Here is a 22,738-nt window from a genome sequence, read left to right as displayed (position 1 = left end):
TCAGATGTCGTTCGTGTTCGCGGCGCCGGAGGCGCTGGTGGCAGCGGCCGGAGATTTAGCCACTATCGGGTCGACGGTCGGCGCGGCCAATGCCGCCGCCGCGGCCAACACGACGAGCTTACTGGCCGCGGGCGCGGACGAGGTTTCGGCGGCGATTGCGGCGCTGTTCGGCGCACACGGCCAGGCCTATCAGGTGCTGAGCGGGCAAGCGGCCGCATTCCATCAGCAGTTTGTGCAGGCCCTGACCGCGGGCGGGACGTCGTATGCGGCCGCCGACTATGCCGCTGCGACGCCGCTGCAGCCCCTCCTCGATGCGATCAATGCGCCGTTCGTCGCCGCTACCGGGCGTCCACTGATCGGCAATGGCGCCAACGGGGCCCCGGGGACCGGAGCCAACGGCGGGGCCGGCGGTTGGCTGATCGGCAACGGCGGCGCCGGCGGGTCCGGAACGTCCTCGACGACCGCCGACGGCGGGAAAGGCGGTTCCGGCGGAGCCGCCGGGCTGTTCGGTAGCGGCGGGGCCGGCGGGGCCGGCGGCAACACCTCGGCCGCCGGCAAAGCCGGCGGGGCCGGCGGAGCGGGCGGGAATGCCGTGCTGGTCGGCGCCGGCGGTGCCGGCGGCGCCGGCGGGAGCTCGACAGATGCCGGCGGCGCGACCGGCGGGGCCGGCGGGGCCGGCGGCAACGCCGGCATGCTCTTCGGCGCTGCCGGCAACGGTGGCCCCGGCGGGTTGACCAACGGCATCGGTGCCACCGGCGGGGCCGGCGGGGCCGGCGGGGCCGGCGGGCTGTTCTCCGACGGCGGGGTCGGCGGGGCCGGTGGAGCCGGCTCATCCGGCGGGGCCGGCGGGGCCGGCGGGGCCGGCGGGATGTTCTCCGACGGTGGTACCGGCGGGGCCGGCGCAACGGGCAGCGTCGTCGCCGGCACCGGCGGGAAAGGCGGAGCGGGCGGCGCCGGCGGGATGTTCGGTGCCGGTGGTACCGGTGGCCCCGGCGGGGCGGCCAGCGTGGGTGGCGCCGGCGGGAGCGGCGGCGACGCCGGCATGCTCGCCATCGGAGCCGCGGGCGGAGCCGGCGGCTCCGGCGGACAAGGCTTCGTCACCAGCGGTGGGGACGGCGGGACCGGCGGCAACGCCGGCATGTTCTTTGGCTCCGGCGGCGCCGGTGGCGCCGGCGGGGCGGGCTTGACCAAGGGCGGCGCCGGCGGGGCCGGCGGCAACGCTGGCATGCTCAACGGCTCCGGCGGGGCCGGCGGCACCGGCGGCGCTGGTAACACCGGCCCCGGTGGGGCCGGCGGGGGCGGCGGCAAGCCCGGGCTGATCGGCAACGGTGGTAACGGCGGTGATGGCGGCGCCAGCGCGGCCGCTGCCGGCGGCAACGGCGGCGCCGGCGGCAACGGCGTGCTGATCGGGAACGGCGGTAACGGCGGCAGCGGAGGCACCGGCGTGACCCCGGGCAAGGCCGGCCTCGGCGGCCTCGGTGGGCTGCTGTTGGGTGCAGACGGAATACCCGCTCCGCCCAGCCCCAACCCGCTGCACACCCTGCAACAGGATGTGCTCAATGTGGTTAACCAGCCCGTCCAGGCATTGACCGGGCGTCCGCTGATCGGCAACGGCGCCAACGGGGCTCCGGGGACCTCGACTCGCGGCGGCGACGGCGGGTGGTTGTTCGGCAACGGCGGCAACGGCGGGCACGGCAACACCAATACCGCCGCCGGCGGCACGGGCGGGCCCGGCGGGGCCGGCGGGGCCGGTGGGGTCCTGTTCGGCAGCGGCGGCACCGGCGGAAGCGGCGGGATAGCCACCGGCGTCGGCGGGAAAGGTGGCGCCGGCGGCGCCGGCGGTTCCGCCCTGCTGATCGGCTCCGGCGGGACCGGCGGCACCGGCGGGTTCGGCAACGGCGGCGCGGGCGGGGCCGGCGGGCGCGGCGGCAACGCCGGCTTCTTCTTCGGCGCCGCCGGAACCGGCGGCGCCGGGGCCGCCCCCGGTAACCCGACCGGCGTCGGCGGCGACGGCGGTACCGGCGGGCTGTTCGCCGACGGCGGGGCCGGGGGAGCCGGCGGGTTCGGTGGAGGCGGCGGCAAAGGTGGGAGCGGCTTGGTCTTCGGAGCCGGCGGCACCGGAGGGGCCGGCATGTTCATCGGCAACGGCGGGGCCGGCGGCGACGGCGGGCTGTTCGGCGCCGGTGGCACCGGCGGCTCCGGCGGCGGCTCCACCGGCAGCAACGGCGGAGCCGGCGGGGCCGGCGGCAACGCCGGTATGTTCGCCCTAGGTCCGTCCGGCGGCGCCGGCGGCAGCGGCGGCGTCTCCAACAATCTCGGTGGGGCCGGTGGGGCCGGCGGGTCCGGTGGCTTGCTCTTTGGCTCCGGCGGCGCCGGCGGTAACGGCGGGTGGGGCGGGGCCGGCGGCAACGCCGGCACCGGCGGTGCCGGTGGCGCCGGCGGCAAAGCCGGCTTCCTCATCGGCTCCGGCGGCGCCGGCGGCGCCGGTGGAGCCGCCGGGGGCGGTGCTACCCCCGCCGGCACCGGCGGTAAAGGCGGGGTAGGCGGCGCGGCCGGGTTGTTCGGCAGCGGCGGTAATGGCGGCGCCGGCGGGGACGCCGGACCGACCAACGGCACCGGCGGCAACGGCGGTAACGGCGGCAACGCCATCCTGGTCGGCGACGGCGGCAACGGCGGTAACGGCGGGAAGGCTGCGACCAACGGCAAGGCCGGCACCGGCGGCACCGGCGGACTGGTCGGCGCGGACGGGTTGAACGGGTTGGCGTAGCCGGACGGCTCGGGTCTACGGCAACCGCGGTTTCGTGGGCAATGCTCCTGGCGCCGGCCGGCATTGGTGGGCAAGCGCCCAAGCAAGTTGGCCACTCAAGGCGGGGCTCTCACCCGCTACACCAACGGGCGCCCGGCCTTGATCCGCCGGTCCAAGTCCCAGAGCATCAGGTTGAACGGGAATTGCCGGACGGCCCGCGGCATCATGCCGTTCAGCGCCCCTATCACCGCCATCAGCCGGTCGAAACACCGTTGCCTGCCGGCATCCCAGGGTAACCGCATCTCGTCGCGAAACCGTTGCGGCAGAAAGCCAGTGGTGATCAGCAGCGCGATACTTTCCGGAACCTTGCGCAGCACGCCGGGCACGGGAACACCCGGTATCCGGGCTGCGGCAATCGGATACAGGTAGTCGCGAACGGCGCCGTCGATACGCACCTTTTCCAGCGAATCTTGCCAGTACCGGTCAAAAGCAGCTCGATCCGGCGGCCACATCTCCGCGGGTACCTGCAGCGTGGTGGCCAGCGCCATCGTCTCGCGGTAATGTCGCTCGGCCTCAACATCGTCCAATTCGCCGACGAAGATGCGGTGCACATCAGCCGCGCCCTTGCACATACATGCCGCCACCCACAGCTGCAACTCGGGGTCAAATGCGTTGTACTGCACCGGACTTTCGGATGTCGAGTACACCTGAGCGTGCGCCCGGTTCACCGCGCGGCGGTAAGCGGCCTTCTGCTCGTCGCTGCCAGCCATGGCCACCGCGATATAGGTAAAGGTGGTGCGCGTCCGCTTGATCGGGTGCAGGTCCAAACGGCCGCTCTCGACCCGGCTCTCCACCACGCCGCAGCCGACGCCGGGTCGCGCCAGCTGCATGATGACGTTGGCCGGACCGGCCAGCAGCGCGATACCCATCAAGTTGTCCTCGGTGGCGGACGACCGCCCGCGCCTGGCCCGCCCGGGCCGGGGTGGGTCGGCCACCGGACGTTCGACATGGGGAATGGGCTGGCGAACCGCAGCGGAAGTTGCCACCATACGTCCTCCTGCCGAGCCGGCCCGCAAATTGTGCTAACAGCCGTTTCCTGATCTTGTCCGAATCCTCGCCCTGGTGTCAAGATGGCGTTCGTGACCGAAGACTCCGGTTCAGTCGAACCCTCCGCACGTCCGTACCGCGGCGTCGAGGCGGCCCAGCGACTGGCGGCGCGGCGTCGGCAACTCCTGGACGCCGGCCTGGACCTGCTCGGTTGCGACGACGGCGACATCGCTGAACTCACGGTCCGCGGCGTCTGCCGCCGGGCCGGCCTGTCCGCCCGGTATTTCTACGAAAGTTTCGCCGACAAGGACGAATTCGTCAGCGGCGTGTTCGACTGGGTGGTCGCCGAGCTGGCCACCACCACCCAGGCCGCGGTGGCGGCGGTACCGTCACACGAGCAGGCTCGCGCCGGGATGGCCAATGTGGTGCAGGCCATCGCCGGCGACGCCCGCATCGGACGCCTGCTGTTCAGCACCCAACTGGCCAATCCCGTGGTGATGCGTAAGCGCGCCGAATCCAGCGCGCTGTTCGCCATGTTGTCCGGCCAGCATGCCGGCAACGCGCTGCGCATCACGGCAAACGAGCACATCAAGGCGGGCGCGCACTTCGTCGTCGGCGGTGTCGGCCAGACCATCAGCGCCTGGCTGGCCGGGGACCTGCAACTCGACCCGGACCAGCTCGTCGACCAGCTCGCGTCGTTGCTCGACGAACTCGCCGACCCGAAGCTCTACCACCTCACGGAAACAGCGGCAGGTGCCACAGCCGCGTCCCGGGTCGGATCAGCCAGAGCCGCGCGAGGGTAAGGCGCATGATGCGCTGCGCGCTGGTGATCATCACGATGGCCACCGGCAGCTCGAGGAAGATCGCGGTGAGTACCGACCACCACCGCTCGTCCGGCCCGGCCGTCATCAGATCGAACCAGGCGTCACAGATCAGCAGTACCCCTGTGGTGAACGCGGTGAGCAGCAACAGCTGGCGGCGCAGGTAGCCCAGCACCGCCGTGGCCGTCATGAACCCGACCAGCAGGACGTCGAAACCCACCCAGGTGGCCGGCCAATTGTTCGCGACGTAGTTGGCCGGCAAGGTCAGCCCCAGAAATACCGTCCACGGGATCAGTACCAGAGCGCAGCCGATGACCAGCCGCAACCGGATGCGCCTAGTCCGCGCGAGGGTGGTCTCGTCCACCAACTCACCCAGTGGCCGCTCCAGCCGGGAAATGAGCTCTCGCCGTTGCTCTGGACTCAATGCGGCGATCTGATCGTCGGTCAAAATGCCGTCTGTCACGGCTTGCTAGCCACCGCCGCGGGGCGCCGGTCGGCTGCCGTCCGGGGGACGGCAGGGGTGTCGCTCTCGGTGAATTCCTTTACCCAGCATGCAAATTCAAGGGTGATGCCATCGGGATCCTGGAAATAGAATGAGCGCACGTACACCCCCGGATGCACGGTCGCCGAGACCTGCATCTCGCTGTGGTCATGATTGAGCACCGGGCCGACACGCACCCCCTTGTCCTTCAGCCGCTGCCGGTACGCGTCGAACTTTTCGGCCGGAACGTGGAACGCGAGATGGTTCATGGTGCTCACCGCGCTGGTGATGTCCCCGATCCCCGGGATGGCGCCGGGCGAGGAGATGCCCGGTACCCGATCAGGCGCGTCGGCGAACCAGAAGAACGCGACGCAGTCGCCGTTGCCGGCGTCGAAGAAGAAGTGCTGTCCCTGGCCGCCGGGCAGGTCGAGCGATTTGATCAACGGCATGCCCAGGATGTTGCTGTAGAAGTCCACGGTGCGCGCCATGTCCGAACACACCAGCGCGACGTGGTTGATTCCGCCGAGTTCGAACTCGGTGTTGGTGTTGTGCGGCTTGATCATCGTGCGGCTCCGATCGGTCCCCCGACCCCTGGCTAAGACGTAAATATGAATCTAACATCAGGTTCAGTTTCGCTCCAGAGGAGGTGCGCCCGGTGTCCGTGTTTCCGACGCACCGCGGCCGGCGGACCCACGCGGCGATCGACACGGCCGCTCGAACGGTTATCGCGCGCAAGGGAATCCTGGCCACGACCGTCGCCGACATTGCCGCCGAGGCCGGCCGATCGACAGCATCCTTCTACAACTACTACGACTCCAAGGAAGCCATGGTGCGTCAGTGGGCACTGGGCTTCCGCGACGAAGCCAACGAGCGGGCCCAGTCCGTGACCCGGCATGGCCTGTCCAACCGTGAGCGCGCATACGAGGCTGCGGCCGCGCACTGGCAGACCTACCGCAACCGCCTCGCGGAGATGATCAGCGTGTCACAGCTGGCGATGGTCAACGACGACTTCGCGCAATACTGGTCCGAGATATGCGCGATACCACTCTCTTTCATCACCGAAACGGTCCAGCGCGCCCAGTCGCAAGGGTTTTGCCCCGACGACGACCCCCAGCTTGTCGCCGAGGCGATCGTGGCCATGTTCAACCAGTTCTGCTACCTCCAGCTCAGCGGTGCCCGTGCCAGAGAACCCGACGACCAGGCCTGCATTCGTACCCTGGCCAACATCTACTACCGGGCCATTTATGGCGAGGAGGTTCACTGAATTGCCAAATTCAGCACGCGAATTCGTCGGACTGCCGTCGCCGACCGCCGGACGCGCCGGTGCTGGCGGACACCCGTGCCAGGGCCTCTACCACCACGTCGCCGGAACCAAACCTACGGTGGCGATGATCGCCACCCACTACCAGATCGACTTCTCCGAGCACTACCTCGCCGAGTACATGGCCACCCGAGGCGTCGCATTTCTGGGCTGGAACACCAGGTTTCGCGGTTTCGAAAGCAATTTTCTGCTCGACCACGCACTGGTCGACATCGGCGTCGGGGTGCGCTGGCTGCGCGAGGTCAAGGACGTGGAAACGGTGATATTACTGGGTAATTCGGGGGGAGGTTCGCTGATGGCCGCCTATCAGTCACAGGCCGTCGACCCGAACGTCACACCGCTGGACGGTATGCGCCCGGCGGCCGGGGTGACCGAGTTGCCCACTGCCGACGGCTACGTCGCCACCGCCGCCCACCCCGGCCGCCCTGATGTGCTCACCGCCTGGATGGACGCCGCCGTCGTCGACGAAAATGACCCGGTGGCAACCGATCCCCATCTGGACCTGTTCAACAGGGACCACGGACCGCCCTACTCCCCCGAGTTTCTCGTCCGATATCGCGCCGCTCAGGTAGCGCGCAACGAGCGCATTACCGAATGGGCGCAAGCCGAGCTGAAACGGATACGCGCCGCAGGTTTTTCGGATCGGCCGTTTGCCGTGATGCGAACCTGGGCCGACCCCCGTATGGTCGACGCCACCATCGAACCGACCAAACGTCAGCCAAACTCGTGCTACGCGGGCACGCCCCTGAAAGCCAACCGCTCCGCGCACGGCATCGCCGCGGCCTGCACACTGCGCAACTGGCTGGGCATGTGGAGTCTGCGGGAGGCCCAGACCCGGGCCGAGCCGCACTTGGCCCGCATCACCTGCCCGGCGCTGGTGATCAACGCCGACGCCGACACCGGAGTTTTTCCCTCAGACGCCCAACGCATCTACGACGCGCTCGCCGGCACCGACAAGACCCGGACCTCGATCGACACCGACCACTACTTCACCACACCGGGTGCGCGCGACGAGCAGGCCGACACCATCGCCAACTGGATCGCCGACCGGTGGCGCTGAGAGTTCTCGCCCACTTCGCTCCCGGCGATAAGGTCCTTGATCTCGTTGCGGCCGAACGTGATTGGCTCGACATCCGATGGTGCGCCGACAATGACGACACCGGCTTCTACCGCGAACTGCACGAAGCAGAAGTGATATGGCATGTGCTTCGCCCATTGACGGGTGAAGACTTGGCACAAGGCCCCCGGCTGCGGCTGGTGCACAAATTCGGCGCCGGGGTGAACACCATCGACGTGGCGGCAGCGACGCGGCGCGGTATCGCGGTGGCCAATATGCCGGGCGCCAACGCTCCCTCGGTCGCCGAGGGCACGGTGCTGCTGATGCTGGCCGCGCTGCGCCGGCTACCGACACTCGATGCCGCGGTGCGCGAGGACCGGGGCTGGCCAGCAGACCCGCAACTGGGCGAGACAGTTCGCGATATCGGCAGTTGCACGGTCGGGTTGATCGGCTACGGGAACGTCGCCAAACGGGTCGCGACCATTGTCGCCGCGATGGGGGCCACCGTGCTGCACACGAGCACCCGCGACGACGGGCGACCCGGCTGGCGTCCGCTGCCGCAACTGTTGGCCGGCAGCGATATCGTCTCCCTGCACGTACCGTTGACCACCGACACCGAGCAGCTGATCGATGCCGGGGCGCTGGCCCGGATGAGGCCGGATTCGGTGCTGGTGGACACGTCTCGGGGAGCGGTGGTCGACGAGGATGCCCTGGTGGCCGCGTTGCGCGGTGGGCGGCTGGCCGCAGCGGGGCTAGACGTTTTCGCCGTCGAGCCGGTTGCGCCCGACAACCCGCTGCTAACGCTGGACAACGTCGTGCTGACACCGCATGTCACCTGGTACACCGCCGACACGATGCGGCGCTATCTGACCGAGGCCGTCCGGAATTGCCGGCGGTTGCGCGACGGGCAGCCGTTGGCCAACCTGGTCAACCAACCCACCGGTTGTTAGCTTGGAAGGAACTCACGCAAGGGAAGGCGAACAATGCCGATCGCAATCACCCGTGAACATCAAGACCTCGCCGATTCGGTGCGATCCCTGGTGGCGCGGGTGGCGCCATCTGAGATGCTGCATGCTGCTCTAGAAACCCCGGTTGCGAACCCGCCGCCGTACTGGCAGGCAGCCGCCGAACAAGGATTGCAAGGGGTGCACCTGGCCGAATCCGTGGGCGGACAGGGATTCGGCATCCTCGAGCTGGCCGTGGTGCTGGCCGAGTTCGGCTACGGGGCGGTGCCCGGACCGTTCGTCCCGTCGGCCCTTGCCAGCGCGCTGATTGCGGTGCACGACCCCGAGGCCAAGGTGCTTTCCGAACTGGCCACCGGGGCGGCCATTGCCGCGTACGCGCTGGATTCCGGGCTGACCGCCACCCGTCAGGGTGACATCCTGGTGATCCGCGGCGAGGTCCGCGCGGTTCCCGCGGCGGCTCAGGCGGCCATCCTGGTGCTGCCGGTGGCCATCGACAGCGGCGAGGAGTGGGTGGTGCTGCGGGCCGAGCAGCTCGAAATCGAGCCGGTCCGCAGTCTGGACCCGCTGCGGCCCATCGCACACGTGCGGGCCAACGCCGTCGAGGTCACAGACGACGTCGTGCTGAGCAATCTGAGCATGACCACCGCCCACGCGCTGATGTCCACGCTGCTGTCGGCCGAAGCCGTGGGTGTGGCCCGCTGGGCCACCGACACCGCATCAAGCTACGCCAAGATCCGCGAACAGTTCGGCAGGCCGATCGGCCAGTTCCAGGCGATCAAACACAAGTGCGCCGAGATGATCGCCGACACCGAACGCGCCACCGCCGCAGTGTGGGACGCCGCCCGCGCCCTAGACGAGGGCAGCCCGGACGTCGAGTTCGCCGCGGCGGTGGCGGCAACCCTGGCGCCGACCGCCGCCCAGCGCTGCACGCAGGACTGCATCCAGGTTCACGGCGGCATCGGATACACCTGGGAGCACGACACGAACATTTACTACCGCCGCGCGCTGATGCTGGCCGCCTGCTTCGGCCGCCACACCACCTACCCACAGCGGGTGGTGGACACCGCGACCACCACGGGGATGCGGCCGGTGGACATCGACTTGGACCCCGACACCGAGAAGCTGCGGGCCGAGATTCGGGCCGAGGTAGCCGCCCTGAAGGCGATGCCGCGCGAGCAACGCAGGGTCGCGCTCGCCGAGGCCGGCTGGGCGCTGCCGCATCTGCCCAAGCCGTGGGGGCGAGCGTCCAGCCCGGTCGAGCAGATCATCATCGCCCAGGAGTTCACCAGCGGCCGGGTCAAGCGGCCGCAGCTCGGCATCGCCAACTGGGTCGTCCCGTCGATCGTCGCGTTCGGCACCGAAGAGCAGAAGCAGCGCTTCCTGCCGCCGACCTTCCGCGGCGACATGATCTGGTGCCAGCTGTTTTCCGAGCCCGGCGCCGGCTCGGACCTGGCGGGGCTGACCACGAAAGCGACCCGGGTCGACGGCGGCTGGCGCATCACCGGCCAGAAGATCTGGACGACCGCCGCCCAATACGCGCACTACGGCGCACTGCTAGCCAGGACCGACCCGAACGCGCCGAAGCACAACGGCATCACCTATTTCCTGCTGGACATGAAAAGCCAAGGCGTGCAGGTAAAGCCGCTGCGTGAACTGACGGGCCACGCGATGTTCAACACCGTCTACCTCGACGACGTGTTCGTCCCCGACGAGCTGGTGCTCGGTGACGTGAACCGGGGCTGGGAGGTCAGCCGCAACACGTTGACGGCCGAACGCGTGTCGATCGGCAGCAGCGACGCCAACTTCCTGGCTACTCTGCCGCAATTCGTGGAGTTCGTCCGCGACGGCCATTTCGACCAGGTCGCCCACCACCGCGCCGGCCAGCTGATCGCCGAGGGTCATGCGGTCAAGGTGCTCAACCTACGGTCGACGCTGTTGACCATCGCCGGCGGTGATCCCATGCCGTCGGCTGCGATTTCCAAGCTGTTGTCGATGCGCACCGGGCAGGGCTACGCCGAATTCGCGGTGTCGACGTTCGGCACGGACGCCGCGATCGGCGACCCGGACCAATTGCCGGGCAAGTGGGGCGAATACCTGCTGGCCAGCCGGGCCACGACGATCTATGGCGGCACGTCGGAAGTGCAGCTGAATATCATCGCCGAGCGGCTGCTCGGCCTGCCCCGCGACCCCTAAGTTCCCCGCGGCGAGCAGACGCAGAATCGCAGGCGCGCCCGGCGCGCCATGCGATTCTGCGTCTGGTCGCGCCGCTAGATCTCCATCTCGCGCAGTTCACGCTTGAGAATCTTGCCGGTGGGATTGCGCGGCAGCTCGTCGATGAAGATCACCTCCCGCGGCACCTTGTACCGCGCAAGGTGGTCGCGCACATAGTGCTTGATGGTGTCCTCGTCGACCTCGGCATCGGGCTTCTTCACCACGAAGGCGCGCAGCCGGGCGCCCCACTCCTTGTCCTCGACACCGATCGCGGTGGCCTCCACCACGTCGGGATGTCCGCTGATCAGGTCCTCCACCTCGGCGGGGAACACGTTCTCGCCGCCGGAGACGATCATCTCGTCGTCGCGGCCGCTGACGTAGAGCAGGTTGTGCTCGTCGAAATAACCGACGTCACCCGACGACATCAGCCCGTCGATGATCTGCTTGTGCCCGCCGCCGGTGTAGCCCTCGAACGGGAAGGCATTGCCGACGAAGATCCGGCCGACCTCGCCCTGTGGCAGCTCCTTGCCGTTCTCGTCGAGGATCTTGACCTTCACGCCCTTGACGACCGGCCCCACCGTCGCCGGGTTGCGCTCCAGGTCCTTGGGTCCGGCGATGGTGGCGAAGGCGATCTCGGTCGAGCCGTACATGTTGTAGATGACCGGCCCGAGGTCCTTGAGCGCGCGCGAGGCCAACTCGGCGCCCAACTGCGAACCGGAAACGAACACGATCTTCAGGCTGGACAGATCGGGCTTTTTGTGCATCTTCTCGATCGCGTCGAGAATGCGCGACAGCATCACCGGCACCACCACCATGGCGGTCACCTTGTGCTTCTCGATGTCTTGCAGCACCAGCGGCGGCTTGAACTTCCGTCGCAGCACCAGCGTCGACCCCAGGAACATCGCGATGGTGGCGTGCAGGTAACCCAGCGCGTGGAACATCGGCGCCGGCAGCGACGTCACCTCGTTGGCCTTGAAGGGAACATGCGACAGGATGCCGCCGACGGGCGCCAGCGTCGGCGGGGTACTGCGATTGGCACCCTTCGGGGTTCCGGTGGTGCCGCTGGTCAGGATGATGATCGACGCGTGCTTGCCGGCCTTGGGAGCGGGCGCGGTGCTGCTGCGCGCGATCAGGTCGGCGAGGGTCTCGTCGGTGCTGCCGGACGGCTCATCTTTATCGGGGTTGGTGCCCAGGGCGCGGAGCTTGCCCAACGGCGGCTCGGCCTTGCTGACGGCCTTGGTGTACTCGTCGTCGTAGATGATCAGCTTGGCGCCTTCGCGTTCCGACACCTCCTTGATCTGCGGGCCCGAGAACTCGCTGTTCAGCAGGATGATGCGGGCGCCCACCCGGGCGGCGCCGTAGTTGGCGATGAGGAACCAGCGGTGGTTGCGCGCCAAAAGAGCCACCCCGTCGCCGGCCCGAACCCCCTTGGCGAGCAGGGCGTTGGCCAGAGCGTGGGCGGCGTCGTCGAGCTCCTTGTAGGTGAACTCGCCGTCTTCGTCGATACAGGCCGCCCGGTCCGGATGGCGTCGGGCATTCAACGACGGCAGCATGCCGAACTCGCCCCACTTCACGATTTCGTTTGCCATCGCGGCATAGTTCAGCGGCGACTCCAGCCGGAACGCGCCCGATTCGACGATCTTGCGCACGTAGTGCAGTTCGGAGGTACCGCGGTCGACGTATTGCTGGATCTTTCCGAGCCCGGGCAAGTCACTGAGGTTAGGCATAACCTCACAATATGTGACGGGGGTCGCAAAGCGACCAGAAGGTATTCCGGAATTAGCATGGACTCCCATGACCGGTCCGGCATCACTGGACGTCGCCGGACACCGCGTCACCATCACCCATCCCGACCGGGTGGTGTTTCCCGGCCCGGACGGCCGATCCGGACACACCAAGCTCGACCTGGTGCGTTACTACCTCTCCGTTGCCGATGGCGCGCTGCGCGGGGTTTCCGGCCGGCCGATGATTTTGAAGCGCTTCGTCAAAGGCATCTCCGAAGAAGCGGTGTTCCAGAAGCGCGCACCCGCCAACCGCCCGGACTGGGTCGACGTCGCCGAACTGCGTTACGCGTCGGGCACGTCCGCCAAGGAAGCCGTCATCCACGACGCGGCGGGACTGGCCTGGGTGGTCAATCTGGGCTGCGTCGACCTCAATCCGCATCCGGTGCTGGCCGGTGACCTCGACCATCCCGACGAGCTGCGGATCGACCTGGACCCGATGCCGGGCGTCGAGTGGCGGCACATCATCGACGTCGCCCTGGTGGTGCGTGAGGTGCTCGAGGACTACGGCCTGACCGGCTGGCCCAAAACGTCCGGGGCGCGCGGCTTCCATGTGTATGCCCGGATCGCGCCGCGCTGGCCGTTCTCGAAGGTCCGGCTGGCTGCCCAGACCGTTGCGCGCGAAGTCGAACGGCGGGTGCCCGACGCCGCAACCAGCCGCTGGTGGAAGGAGGAACGCGAGGGCGTGTTCGTCGACTTCAACCAGAACGCCAAGGACCGCACCGTCGCGTCGGCCTATTCGGTGCGGGCCACCCCCGACGCCCGGGTGTCCACGCCGCTGCACTGGGACGAGGTACCCGACTGCCATCCGGACGTCTTCACCCTGGGCACCGTTCCGGACCGGTTCGCCGAGATGGGTGACCCGTGGGCGGGGATCGACGACGCCGTGGGCCACCTGGACCGGCTGCTCATGCTGGCCGAGGAATTGGGGCCCCCGGAAAAGGCGCCCAAAGGCGCCGGCCCACGGGCCGGCGGCCGGCGCCGATCCTCCAAGCCGCTCATCGAGGTCGCGCGCACCAAGACCCGGGACGAGGCGATGGCCGCGCTGGACACCTGGCGCCACCGCCATCCCGCCACAGCCGACCTGCTGCAGCCCGCCGACGTGCTGGTCGACGGGATGCGCGGGCCCAGTTCCATCTGGTACCGGATCCGGATCAACCTGCAGCACGTGCCGCCCGACCAACGTCCCGCGCAGGAAGAGCTGATCGCCGACTACAGCCCCTGGCCGGACTATCCGCCCAAGCCGAAACCCACAGACACGTGATCAGACCCGACTCGTCCCGGCTGTCCTGCGCAGGTAGCGGTACCACGTCACCACCAGCAGGCCCACGAAGAAGATCACATAGAACCGCAGCGCCGGTTCGATGCTGCCGAACTGCGCCTTGGACCACGCATACGCCAACGGCACCAGAAACCCGCCAAGGGCACCGACTGCGGAGATGACGCCCAACGCGCCGGCGGCCTGGCGGCGCATCCGGACCATGGTGTCGGGGTCACCGCCCGCGAGTTCACCTTTGACCGTGAAAATCCGGGAGATCATCCGGTAGGTCGATCCGTTGCCGATACCGGTGGCCACGAACAAGAACATGAAGCTGAGGAAGAACAGCCGCAAGTCGACCGCCTGAACCGACCACAGCGCCGCCGCCGCCCCGACCGCGAGCATGACGAAGCTGCCCGCGGTGATCCGGGCACCGCCGATCCGGTCGGCGAGCCTGCCACCCAGCGGACGGATGACGGATCCGATGGCAGCGCCCAGGAAAGCCCAGCCCAACGCGATGTCGCCGCGGCCGAAGACGCTGGTCAGCAGCGTCGGGAAGGCCGCCGAGTAGCCGATGAAGGATCCGAAGGTACCGATGTACAACAACGACAAGACCCAGGTGTCGGTGTGCCGCAATGCCTGCCAAACGGGTTTCACGTCGGCTTTGGCCTCGGTGAGGTTGTTCATGAACAGGTAGGCACATACCGCGGCGGCCACGGCCAACGGGACGAACAACAATCCGGCACGCGCCAGCGCCACCCCGCCACCGGCGACCACGACCGACGGAATGACCTTCTGCACCACCGCAACCCCGATGTTGCCCCCGGCCGCGTTGAGACCCAGCGCCCAGCCCTTGTCGCGCTCCGGGAAGAAGAACGAGATGTTGGCCATCGATGAGGCGAAGTTGCCGCCCCCTACCCCAGCCGTCGCGGCGATCACGATCAGCAGCACGAACGGTATGCCTGGATGACTTACCGCCCAGGACAGCAGCAGACAGGGAACGACCAACAAAGTTGCCGAGATGATCGTCCAGTTGCGGCCACCGAAGATCGGGACGGCAAATGTGTAGGGCAACCGCAGCAACGCACCAACCCCGCTGGGCACCGCGACCAGACATAGCGCCTGGCTAGGCGACAGCGCCCAGCCAGAGGGCGCGGGGTGGCCACCGACGGCCGTCATATGTACCACCACGATGCTCCACAGCATCCACACGCTGAACCCGATGTGCTCGGCGAAGATGGAGAAAACGAGGTTACGACGGGCGATCGGTCTGCCGGTGCGCTCCCAGAACTCGGGGTCTTCCGGGCGCCAGTCGTCAATCCAGGGACCTTCGACATAAGGCGCGCGCGGTGGCGCCTGCTGGATTACCGGGGCAATCGTCATGGCTCGACGCTAACGGCGCGCTGTTACCGGCTCCGGCGCCCGCAGTTACGTGGCCGAAAAGCAAATATCACAACGGTCTTGCGATGCCTGTCAGAAAAATGCGGCGACGGTGGGGACGCACCGGCATTGCGCGGCGGTGAGCCGAGACGGGCACGCGATAGTCTCACGCGGTGCAACAGGGATGGAGTCGGCGCGGATTCCTGCAGGTCGCAGGAGCAACAGGGCTCGTCGCCGCTGGGATTTCGGCGTGTTCGTCACACGAACCGAAACCGGGCAGACCCGGCGGTGGGGCGGTGACCATCACTCACCTATTCGGCAAGACCGTCGTCAAAGAGCCGCCCACGCGCGTGGTCAGTGCGGGCCTCACCGAACAGGACGACTTACTGGCCGTGGGTGTGGTGCCGATCGCGGTGACCAACTGGTTCGGCGACCAACCGTTCGCCGTATGGCCGTGGGCCCAACCCAAGCTCGGAGCGGCGCAGCCGGTTGTGTTGAACCTGGACAACGGAATTGCCGTCGATCAGATTGCCGGCCTGAAGCCCGACCTGATCGTGGCCATCAACGCCGGCGTCGACGCCGACACCTATCAAAAGCTGTCGGCGATCGCCCCGACCATCCCGCAGTCCGACGGCGACGCGTTCTTCGAACCGTGGAAGGACCAGGCGACCACCATCGGCCAGGCGGTTTTCCAGGCCGACCAGATGAAGGCGCTGATCGACGACGTCGACCGCAAGTTCGTCGAGGTCGCCGAGAGGAATCCGCAGTGGAAGGGCAAGAAGGCGCTGCTGCTGCAGGGCAGGCTGCGGCAGGGAAACGTGATCGCCACCATGGCCGGCTGGCGCACCGACTTCCTCAACCAGATGGGTCTGGTCGTCTCCGACGCCATCAAGCCCTACGCCGCCGACCACGTCGCTGTCATCCCTCCCGAGCACATCAAGGACGTGCTCGACTCCGCCGATGTGCTGATCTGGTCCACCGAAAGCCCGGAGGACCAACAGGCGTTGCTGGCCGACCCCGCGATAGCGGCCGCCGGGGCCACCGCCCAGAAGCGCCACATCTTCACCACCAAAGACCTCGCCGGCGCGATCGCGTTCGCATCGCCGCTGAGTTATCCTCTGGTGGCCGATCAGCTGCCCCCGCAGATCGGCGCAATCCTGGGCTGAATTCCTGGTTGGCACTGCCGCTGACCGCGTCCTCATGAGCGTTTGCTAAGGCACCTCTGGCAGTGCTCGAAGATCCCTCGCCCGAGCCCCGATAACGGGGCTACCGTCGAAAGATGAGTGTGACGAACGTGTCCAGCGACCCGGCAGCCGACGCGATGGCGCGCACCGTTCTGGACTACGGTGACCAGGCGCTGATGGTGCAATGTGACAGTACCGCTGAGGTTTTGGCGTGGACCGACGCACTGCGCGCGGCGGCCCTGCCGGGAGTGGTCGACGTCGTTCCGGCTTTGCGGACGGTGTTGGTCAAATTGGCCGCACCCCGCTTCCAAGGGGTTACCCGCCAGCGGCTGCGCCGATTGCCGGTCGGCTCTCCGGCACCATCGCCGGATCACCGGGATGATCACCCCGTCATCGACGTCGTCTACGACGGCCCGGATCTCGCCGAGGTCGCCAGCCACACCGGCCTGACCGCCGCACAGATCATCAACGCCCACACCGCGGCCCCGTGGCGGGTTGGATTCAACGGGTTCTCGCCCGGTTTCGCCTATCTCATCGGCGGCGACCCACGGCTGCGGGTGCCTCGCAAGTCCGAACCGCGAACCGTGGTGCCGGCCGGATCGGTCGCTCTCGCAGGCGAATTCAGCGCGATATATCCTCGCCAGTCGCCGGGCGGATGGCAGATCATCGGTCATACCGAAGTCGTCTTGTGGGACGTCACCCGACCCAACCCCGCGCTGCTCATGCAGGGCATGTGGGTGCGGTTCCGGGCCGCGTAGCAAGGAGCAGCTGCCATGGCGATCCTGGAAGTCCTGCGCACCGGCCCGCTGGCCATCGTCGAAGATCTCGGCCGTACCGGCCTCGCCCATCTCGGTGTCGGCCGCTCCGGAGCCGCCGACCGCCGCTCCCACACACTGGCCAACCGATTGGTCGCCAACCCCGACGATCGGGCCACCGTCGAGGTCACGTTCGGCGGGTTCTCGGCGCGGGTTCGCGGCGGCGACGTGGACATCGCCGTGACCGGGGCCGACACCGATCCGACTGTCAACGGAATCATGTTCGGCACCAACAGCATTCACCACGTCCACGATGGTGAGGTGATTTCGCTGGGTACGCCGCGCGCCGGGCTTCGGACGTATCTGGCCGTGCGCGGCGGGATCTGCGTCACCCCGGTGCTGGGTTCGCGGAGCTACGACGTGATGTCGGCGATCGGCCCCGCGCCGCTGCAAGCCGGCGACCTCCTGCCGGTCGGCGAACACACCGCGGACTATCCCGAACTCGACCAGGCCCCGGTGGCTGCCTTCACCGGCGCCACGGTCGAGCTACTGGCGATACCGGGTCCGCGCGACGACTGGGTGGTCGATCCCGACGCCCTGGTCCACACCGACTGGGTGGTCTCCGACCACAGCGACCGGGTCGGGACGCGGCTGGTCGGGCGTCCGCTGCAACACCGCGACCCGGACCGGCAGCTGCCCAGTGAGGGCACCACCCGCGGCGCGATCCAGGTGCCGCCCAATGGCTTACCGGTCATCTTGGGTCCCGATCACCCGCTTACCGGCGGCTACCCGGTGGTGGGTGTGGTGATCGACGAGGACATCGACAAGGTCGCCCAGGTGCGGCCGGGCCAGCACGTGCGGCTGCAATGGGCGAGGCCCCGCACGCAGGTCCGTTAGCCGGCCCGTGCACGCCCAGGTCCACACCGCGCGCTTGGTGCACACCTCCGATCTGGACGGCGAGACACGCCAGCGCATCCATCAGATGGTGGCCGACGCCTTCGCCGGCGACTTCACCGAAAACGACTGGGAACACGCCCTGGGCGGGATGCATGCCCTGATCTGGCACCACGGCGCGATCATCGCGCATGCCGCCGTGGTGCAGCGACGGCTGATATACCAGGGCGGCGCGCTACGCTGCGGTTACATCGAAGGCGTTGCCGTACGTGCAGATTGGCGCGGCCAAGGGCTGGTGGGGGCGCTCTTGGACGCCGGCGAGCAGGTGATACGTGGCGCCTATCAACTCGGAGCGCTCAGCTCCTCGGCACGAGCCCGCAGGCTATACGCGTCGCGGGGCTGGTTGCCTTGGCTCGGTCCGACGTCGGTACTGGCGCCCACCGGCCCGGTGCGCACTCCCGACGACGACGGCACCGTATTCGTCCTGCCGGTCGAGGTCACTCTGGACACATCGGCGGGGCTGATGTGCGATTGGCGCGCGGGCGACGTCTGGTAATCGAAGTCACAATTTCGTTGTGCGCCAATGACTTCTGCTCGAATGCACGGTGAAGGTCGGTGTCCCGCAGCACATTCGAAACGCAACTCACGGCGCCTGCCAGGAAGCTTCCAGACAACTGGAACTCAACTTTCAGGCCATATCGCCCTCATCGGGTTGACTCACTTCCATACTCGATGTGAGCATCGAACGGACTGCGACACATGCCTGGTGACCGCGGGCCGTCCTGCATCCCGCCGAATAGCCGAAACAAGTTGCGGTGGGATGGCTCGACGGGGGACTGGGTGTACGCCTTCAAGGACGCTGCGCTCGTCACGTCTGTTCGGGACAGAACACCGCGCACGAAAGGTGAAGACCGTATGGGCCGCAACCATCGCCTCCCGGACTGGAATCCGGAAGACACCGCGGCCTGGGAAGCCGGTAACAAGAAGATCGCGCGGCGCAATCTGCTGTGCACCATGGCCGGCGACCATGTGGCCTTCTCGATATGGTCGCTGTGGTCGGTGATGGTGTTGTTCATGCCGGCTTCGGTCTACGGGTTTTCCGCCGGCGACAAGTTGCTGCTCGGTGCGGTCGCGACGCTGGTCGGTGGCTGCGTGCGCATCCCGTACACCTTGGGTATCGCGAAGTTCGGCGGCCGCAACTGGACCACGTTCTCGGCATTCGTGCTATTGATCCCAACCGCCGGCACTATCGTGCTGCTGGCCAACCCCGGACTGCCGTTGTGGCCGTATGTGGTGTGCGCGGCGCTGACCGGGCTGGGCGGCGGCAACTACGCGGCCTCGTTGGCCAACGTCAATGCGTTCTACCCGCAACGGCTCAAGGGTGCGGCACTGGCCGTCAACGCCGGTGTCGGCAACCTCGGGGTCGCGGTGATCCAGTTGGTCGGCCTCTTGGTGCTGGCCACAGCGGGCCACGAGGCACCGTACTGGGTCTGTGCGACGTATCTGGTGCTGCTGGCGCTCGTGGGCATCGCGGCGGCGGTGTTCATGGACAATCTCGAGCACCGCATCGAGATCAACCACATGCGGTCGATCCTGTTCGACCGCGACACCTGGGTGATTTCGCTGCTCTACGTCTGTACGTTCGGCTCCTGGATCGGGTTTTCGTTCGCGTTCGGGCAGGTCTTGGAGGTCAATTTCACGGCCAACGGCGAAACTGCGAAGCATGCGTCACTGCACGCCGCCCAAATCGCCTTCGTCGGACCATTATTGGGATCCCTCGCCCGGATATACGGCGGACGCTTGGCCGATCGCATCAGCGGCAGCCGCGTCACGCTCGGCGTGCTGGCCGGCATGATCGTGGCCGCCGGGATGCTGGTCGGCATCAGCACCTACACCGACTATGCCGCGGCGACAACCACCACCACCATGGTGGACGACGTCGTCGAGGTCGTCGGGATCATCGGATTCATGGCGCTGTTCATCCTTTCCGGAATGGGCAATGGGTCGGTGTTCAAACTGATTCCGTCGGTGTTCGAGGCGCGCAGCAGGTCGCTGCTGGTCACCGACGCCGAACGCCGTCACTGGGCGCGTGCCATGTCGGGATCGCTCATCGGAATCTGTTCGGCAGTCGGCGCACTCGGCGGCGTGGGCATCAACCTGGCTCTGCGTGAGTCCTACCTTAGGAGCGGCACCGAGACGTCCGCGTACTGGGCGTTTCTGGCTTCCTATGGCGTTGCCGCCGTCCTGACCTGGATGTTGTATGTACGCCGGCCGGTTTCGGAAACAATGGTCCGCGACGCGAAGGCTCCAGCCGAACTCGCCCGGGTGTGAGCACCGCCTCAGCCAGGGGCAATGCCCAGGCAATTGCTTTGTAACGCCACCGAAATTTCCGAAGCTTAAACAGTTGATATGGCCCAGCGGAACTCTGAGCCACTGCGGGGCTACCGCATTGCAGTGACATCGGCGCGCCGCGCCGACGAGCTGTGCGCGTTGCTGCGCCGCCAGGGTGCCGAGGTATGCAGCGCCCCGGCGATCTCCATGATCGCGTTGCCCGACGACGACGAACTCCACCGCAATACGCAGGCGTTGATTGCCGATCCGCCGGACATACTGGTGGCGCACACCGGTATCGGCGTTCGGGGCTGGATAGCTGCCGCCGAGGGGTGGGGGTTGGCCGGCGGGCTGATCGGGGTGCTGTCCGCGGCCCGGGTCATATCTCGCGGGCCGAAAGCCACCGGGGAGTTGCGCGCCGCAGGGTTACGTGAGGAATGGTCCCCGGATTCGGAGTCGTCGCTCGAGGTTTTGGACTACCTGCTGAGGTCCGGCGTATCCGGGAAGCGGATCGCCGTCCAATTGCACGGCGCCGCCGACGGTTGGGACCCGTTCCCGGAGTTTGTCGGCGGGTTGCGTTCGGCGGGTGCCGAAGTGGTGCCTATCCGGGTATACCGCTGGAAGCCAACACCATTGGGCGGTGAATTCGACCAGTTGGTCGCCGGCATTGCCCGAAGACAATTCGACGCGGTCAGTTTCACCTCGGCACCAGCCGCGGCGGCGGTACTGGAACGTGGCCGCCAGTTGGGTATCGAGGAGCAGCTATTGGCAGCGCTGCGCAACGATGTGCACGCGATGTGCGTGGGCCCGGTCACATCGCGCCCCTTGGCCCGAAAGGGCGTCCCCACGTCAGCTCCGGAGCGAATGCGGTTGGGAGCCTTGGCCCGCCATATCGCCGAGGAATTGCCACGGCGCGGATCGTGCACCCTAACCGCCGCAGGGCACGTCATCGATATCCGCGGGACCTGTGTGCTGGTCGACGATTCCATCAAAACGCTGCCGGCATCGGGAATGGCGATTCTGCGTGCGCTGGCCCGACGCCCCGGCGACGTCGTGGGGCGCGACGAACTGCTCGCCGTGTTACCCGGCAACGGCGAGGACACCCACGCCGTCGACACCGCCGTGTTGCGGCTGCGGACGGGTTTGGGCGACAAGAACATCATTGCAACAGTGGTCAAACGCGGCTACCGGCTGGCCGTCGACACACAGGACGCCGTATGAGTCTGATCCTGACGGCACACGGCACCCGCAGACCGGCCGGCGTCGCAATGATCGGCGACCTTGCCTCGCGGGTAAGCGCACTGGTCGAGCAGACCGTGCACGTTGCGTTCGTCGACGTGCTGGGACCCACACCCAGCGAAGTGCTCTCCGGATTGTCCCCGGCAGCGGTATCGGCCCAACCCGCAATCCTGGTGCCCGCCTTCCTGTCTCGCGGATACCACGTCCGAACCGACCTGCCGGCTCATGTCACAGCCAGCGGCCATCCGGACGTCACCGTCACCCCCGCATTGGGGCCCAGCCGGGAGATCACCAGAATCCTGGCCCACCAGCTGGTGAAATCCGGTTGGCGTCCAGACGATTCGGTGATCCTGGCCGCGGCGGGAACATCGAACGACCGAGCACACGCCGATCTGCACACCGCTCGGACGTTCCTGTCGACGCTGACCGGGTCCCACGTGGAGCTGGCGTTCGCGGCCACCGGTGGTCCGGATGTGTGCACGGCAGTTGCCGATGCCCGCCGAATGGGCGCGCGCCGCGTCGTGGTGGTCTCTTATCTGCTGGCCGAAGGTCTGTTTCAAGAACGGCTGCGCGCCTGTGGCGCCGATCTGGTGACGCCGCCGCTTGGCGAGCATCCAGGATTGGCACGGTTGATCGCCGGACGATTCCGCGGCGCCATCCGGCGTCGATTGGGTAGTCGCCGAATGCAACGCATGCCGAATTAGGTGGAAGACAAGTTCTTTGCCGGCACGGCTCTGCCGGGATGGCACGCCGACGTCACGGACGCTTGATCTTTGGTGACATCCGCGCAATCCTGGCACCATGGCCCATCACCAGGAGCCCTCACGCGGGCTCCTCGACCCGGTAGCCAAGATGCTGCGGCTGCCGTTCAGCACACCGGAATTCATCGACAAAATCGTCACCGGAAGCGTCAACCAGGTCGGCCGCCGTACGCTTTACATGCTGATTACCACCTGGGACGCCGCGGGCGGCGGTCCCTTTGCGGCCAGCGCCATCGCGTCCACAGGCTTGGCCAAAACCGCCGAAATCGTTCAGGCGATGTTCATCGGGCCGGTTTTCAACCCGCTGCTGAAGATGCTGGGGGTCGACAAGATCGCCGTCCGGGCCTCTTTGTGCGCTTCGCAGCTGGTCGGCTTGGGCATCATGCGCTACGGGGTGCGTTCGGAACCGCTGCATTCCATGTCAGTGGAGGCCCTTGTCGACGCCATCGGCCCGACGATGCAGCGCTACCTCGTCGGAGACATCAGCCGCGGCTAGGCCTCTGCTC

The 22,738-nt window shown here is 67.6% G+C and carries 20 protein-coding genes; 15 read left to right on the top strand and 5 right to left on the bottom strand.

Features of this window, described 5'->3' with window-relative positions; all coding sequences use genetic code 11:
- Positions 1-4 precede the first annotated feature (4 nt).
- Positions 5-2,767 (top strand): PE family protein, encoded by a 2,763-nt coding sequence (locus MKAN_RS33050; RefSeq protein ID WP_023369856.1) that lies wholly within the window; start codon positions 5-7, stop codon positions 2,765-2,767.
- Between the two features lie 116 nt (positions 2,768-2,883).
- Here MKAN_RS33050 and MKAN_RS16135 read toward each other — a convergent pair whose 3' ends face one another.
- Entirely contained in the window at positions 2,884-3,795 is a 912-nt protein-coding gene (locus MKAN_RS16135) for an oxygenase MpaB family protein (RefSeq protein WP_023369854.1), read from the bottom strand.
- An 81-nt stretch (positions 3,796-3,876) separates the two neighbouring features.
- Here MKAN_RS16135 and MKAN_RS16130 point away from each other — a divergent pair, with 81 nt between their 5' ends.
- A complete protein-coding gene (locus tag MKAN_RS16130; protein WP_023369852.1) occupies positions 3,877-4,596 on the top strand; it encodes a TetR/AcrR family transcriptional regulator in 720 nt (239 codons plus the stop codon).
- Here the strand turns inward: MKAN_RS16130 and MKAN_RS16125 are convergent.
- Entirely contained in the window at positions 4,529-5,077 is a 549-nt protein-coding gene (locus MKAN_RS16125; protein WP_023369850.1) for a hypothetical protein, read from the bottom strand. The genes MKAN_RS16130 and MKAN_RS16125 overlap by 68 nt on opposite strands.
- On the bottom strand, positions 5,074-5,658 hold the full coding sequence (locus tag MKAN_RS16120; RefSeq protein ID WP_023369848.1) for a VOC family protein: 585 nt from the start codon (positions 5,656-5,658) through the stop codon (positions 5,074-5,076). Before MKAN_RS16120 ends, MKAN_RS16125 begins: the two co-directional genes overlap by 4 nt.
- 92 nt (positions 5,659-5,750) lie before the next feature.
- On the opposite strand from MKAN_RS16120, the gene MKAN_RS16115 reads away from it, so the two are divergent.
- The 4 genes from MKAN_RS16115 to MKAN_RS16100 are packed head-to-tail and all read left to right on the top strand — an operon-like array spanning position 5,751 to position 10,631.
- On the top strand, positions 5,751-6,359 hold the full coding sequence (locus MKAN_RS16115; protein ID WP_103797876.1) for a TetR/AcrR family transcriptional regulator: 609 nt from the start codon (positions 5,751-5,753) through the stop codon (positions 6,357-6,359).
- A 1-nt stretch (position 6,360) separates the two neighbouring features.
- Positions 6,361-7,476 carry an alpha/beta hydrolase gene (locus tag MKAN_RS16110; RefSeq protein ID WP_036396086.1) on the top strand — a complete coding sequence of 372 codons (1,116 nt, stop codon included), beginning with the start codon at positions 6,361-6,363 and terminating at the stop codon, positions 7,474-7,476.
- A complete protein-coding gene (locus MKAN_RS16105) occupies positions 7,467-8,423 on the top strand; it encodes a 2-hydroxyacid dehydrogenase (protein WP_023369842.1) in 957 nt (318 codons plus the stop codon). The genes MKAN_RS16110 and MKAN_RS16105 overlap by 10 nt, the downstream gene beginning before the upstream one ends.
- 33 nt (positions 8,424-8,456) lie before the next feature.
- Entirely contained in the window at positions 8,457-10,631 is a 2,175-nt protein-coding gene (locus MKAN_RS16100) for an acyl-CoA dehydrogenase family protein (RefSeq protein WP_023369840.1), read from the top strand.
- A 74-nt stretch (positions 10,632-10,705) separates the two neighbouring features.
- On the opposite strand, the gene fadD2 is transcribed toward MKAN_RS16100, so the two are convergent.
- Entirely contained in the window at positions 10,706-12,376 is a 1,671-nt protein-coding gene (gene fadD2 / locus MKAN_RS16095) for a long-chain-fatty-acid--CoA ligase FadD2 (protein ID WP_023369838.1), read from the bottom strand.
- Positions 12,377-12,443: 67 nt separating this feature from the next.
- Between fadD2 and MKAN_RS16090 the strand changes: the two genes are divergently transcribed.
- Positions 12,444-13,694: a DNA polymerase domain-containing protein gene (locus tag MKAN_RS16090; RefSeq protein WP_023369836.1), complete on the top strand. Its 1,251-nt coding sequence runs from the start codon at positions 12,444-12,446 to the stop codon at positions 13,692-13,694.
- Here MKAN_RS16090 and MKAN_RS16085 read toward each other — a convergent pair whose 3' ends face one another.
- A complete protein-coding gene (locus tag MKAN_RS16085; RefSeq protein ID WP_023369834.1) occupies positions 13,695-15,071 on the bottom strand; it encodes a NarK family nitrate/nitrite MFS transporter in 1,377 nt (458 codons plus the stop codon).
- A 170-nt stretch (positions 15,072-15,241) separates the two neighbouring features.
- On the opposite strand from MKAN_RS16085, the gene MKAN_RS16080 reads away from it, so the two are divergent.
- The 8 genes from MKAN_RS16080 (at position 15,242) to MKAN_RS16045 (ending at position 22,728) form a co-directional block, all read left to right on the top strand.
- Positions 15,242-16,234: an ABC transporter substrate-binding protein gene (locus MKAN_RS16080; protein WP_036396084.1), complete on the top strand. Its 993-nt coding sequence runs from the start codon at positions 15,242-15,244 to the stop codon at positions 16,232-16,234.
- Positions 16,235-16,347: 113 nt separating this feature from the next.
- On the top strand, positions 16,348-17,010 hold the full coding sequence (locus MKAN_RS16075; protein WP_023369830.1) for a 5-oxoprolinase subunit B family protein: 663 nt from the start codon (positions 16,348-16,350) through the stop codon (positions 17,008-17,010).
- A gap of 15 nt (positions 17,011-17,025) precedes the next feature.
- Entirely contained in the window at positions 17,026-17,904 is an 879-nt protein-coding gene (locus tag MKAN_RS16070; protein ID WP_023369828.1) for a 5-oxoprolinase/urea amidolyase family protein, read from the top strand.
- A 7-nt stretch (positions 17,905-17,911) separates the two neighbouring features.
- The gene (locus MKAN_RS16065; protein WP_023369826.1) at positions 17,912-18,457 is read left to right on the top strand and encodes a GNAT family N-acetyltransferase; all 546 of its coding nucleotides are present in this window, start codon (positions 17,912-17,914) and stop codon (positions 18,455-18,457) included.
- Between the two features lie 359 nt (positions 18,458-18,816).
- Complete coding sequence (locus MKAN_RS16060) at positions 18,817-20,232, top strand: nitrate/nitrite transporter (protein WP_023369824.1); 1,416 nt, start codon at positions 18,817-18,819, stop codon at positions 20,230-20,232.
- Between the two features lie 78 nt (positions 20,233-20,310).
- On the top strand, positions 20,311-21,453 hold the full coding sequence (locus MKAN_RS16055; RefSeq protein ID WP_023369822.1) for a uroporphyrinogen-III synthase: 1,143 nt from the start codon (positions 20,311-20,313) through the stop codon (positions 21,451-21,453).
- On the top strand, positions 21,450-22,175 hold the full coding sequence (locus tag MKAN_RS16050) for a sirohydrochlorin chelatase (RefSeq protein ID WP_023369820.1): 726 nt from the start codon (positions 21,450-21,452) through the stop codon (positions 22,173-22,175). The genes MKAN_RS16055 and MKAN_RS16050 overlap by 4 nt, the downstream gene beginning before the upstream one ends.
- A 97-nt stretch (positions 22,176-22,272) precedes the next feature.
- Positions 22,273-22,728: a TetR/AcrR family transcriptional regulator gene (locus MKAN_RS16045; RefSeq protein WP_023369818.1), complete on the top strand. Its 456-nt coding sequence runs from the start codon at positions 22,273-22,275 to the stop codon at positions 22,726-22,728.
- Positions 22,729-22,738 lie beyond the last annotated feature (10 nt).

The sequence above is a fragment of the Mycobacterium kansasii ATCC 12478 genome (genome assembly GCF_000157895.3).
GTDB classification, from domain to species: domain Bacteria; phylum Actinomycetota; class Actinomycetes; order Mycobacteriales; family Mycobacteriaceae; genus Mycobacterium; species Mycobacterium kansasii.
The sequence above is the reverse complement of the archived record's forward strand: the minus strand, read 5'-3'. Positions and strand labels throughout refer to the sequence as shown.

What these genes read in the sequence shown, in the direction of transcription:
- MKAN_RS33050 (WP_023369856.1), top strand. Translation starts at nt 5, where the DNA reads ATGTCGTTCGTGTTCGCGGCGCCGGAGGCGCTGGTGGCAGCGGCCGGA.
- MKAN_RS16135 (WP_023369854.1), bottom strand. Translation starts at nt 3,795, where the DNA reads ATGGTGGCAACTTCCGCTGCGGTTCGCCAGCCCATTCCCCATGTCGAA.
- MKAN_RS16130 (WP_023369852.1), top strand. Translation starts at nt 3,877, where the DNA reads ATGGCGTTCGTGACCGAAGACTCCGGTTCAGTCGAACCCTCCGCACGT.
- MKAN_RS16120 (WP_023369848.1), bottom strand. Translation starts at nt 5,658, where the DNA reads ATGATCAAGCCGCACAACACCAACACCGAGTTCGAACTCGGCGGAATC.
- MKAN_RS16100 (WP_023369840.1), top strand. Translation starts at nt 8,457, where the DNA reads ATGCCGATCGCAATCACCCGTGAACATCAAGACCTCGCCGATTCGGTG.
- fadD2 (WP_023369838.1), bottom strand. Translation starts at nt 12,376, where the DNA reads ATGCCTAACCTCAGTGACTTGCCCGGGCTCGGAAAGATCCAGCAATAC.
- MKAN_RS16090 (WP_023369836.1), top strand. Translation starts at nt 12,444, where the DNA reads ATGACCGGTCCGGCATCACTGGACGTCGCCGGACACCGCGTCACCATC.
- MKAN_RS16085 (WP_023369834.1), bottom strand. Translation starts at nt 15,071, where the DNA reads ATGACGATTGCCCCGGTAATCCAGCAGGCGCCACCGCGCGCGCCTTAT.
- MKAN_RS16075 (WP_023369830.1), top strand. Translation starts at nt 16,348, where the DNA reads ATGAGTGTGACGAACGTGTCCAGCGACCCGGCAGCCGACGCGATGGCG.
- MKAN_RS16070 (WP_023369828.1), top strand. Translation starts at nt 17,026, where the DNA reads ATGGCGATCCTGGAAGTCCTGCGCACCGGCCCGCTGGCCATCGTCGAA.
- MKAN_RS16060 (WP_023369824.1), top strand. Translation starts at nt 18,817, where the DNA reads ATGGGCCGCAACCATCGCCTCCCGGACTGGAATCCGGAAGACACCGCG.
- MKAN_RS16055 (WP_023369822.1), top strand. Translation starts at nt 20,311, where the DNA reads ATGGCCCAGCGGAACTCTGAGCCACTGCGGGGCTACCGCATTGCAGTG.
- MKAN_RS16050 (WP_023369820.1), top strand. Translation starts at nt 21,450, where the DNA reads ATGAGTCTGATCCTGACGGCACACGGCACCCGCAGACCGGCCGGCGTC.
- MKAN_RS16045 (WP_023369818.1), top strand. Translation starts at nt 22,273, where the DNA reads ATGGCCCATCACCAGGAGCCCTCACGCGGGCTCCTCGACCCGGTAGCC.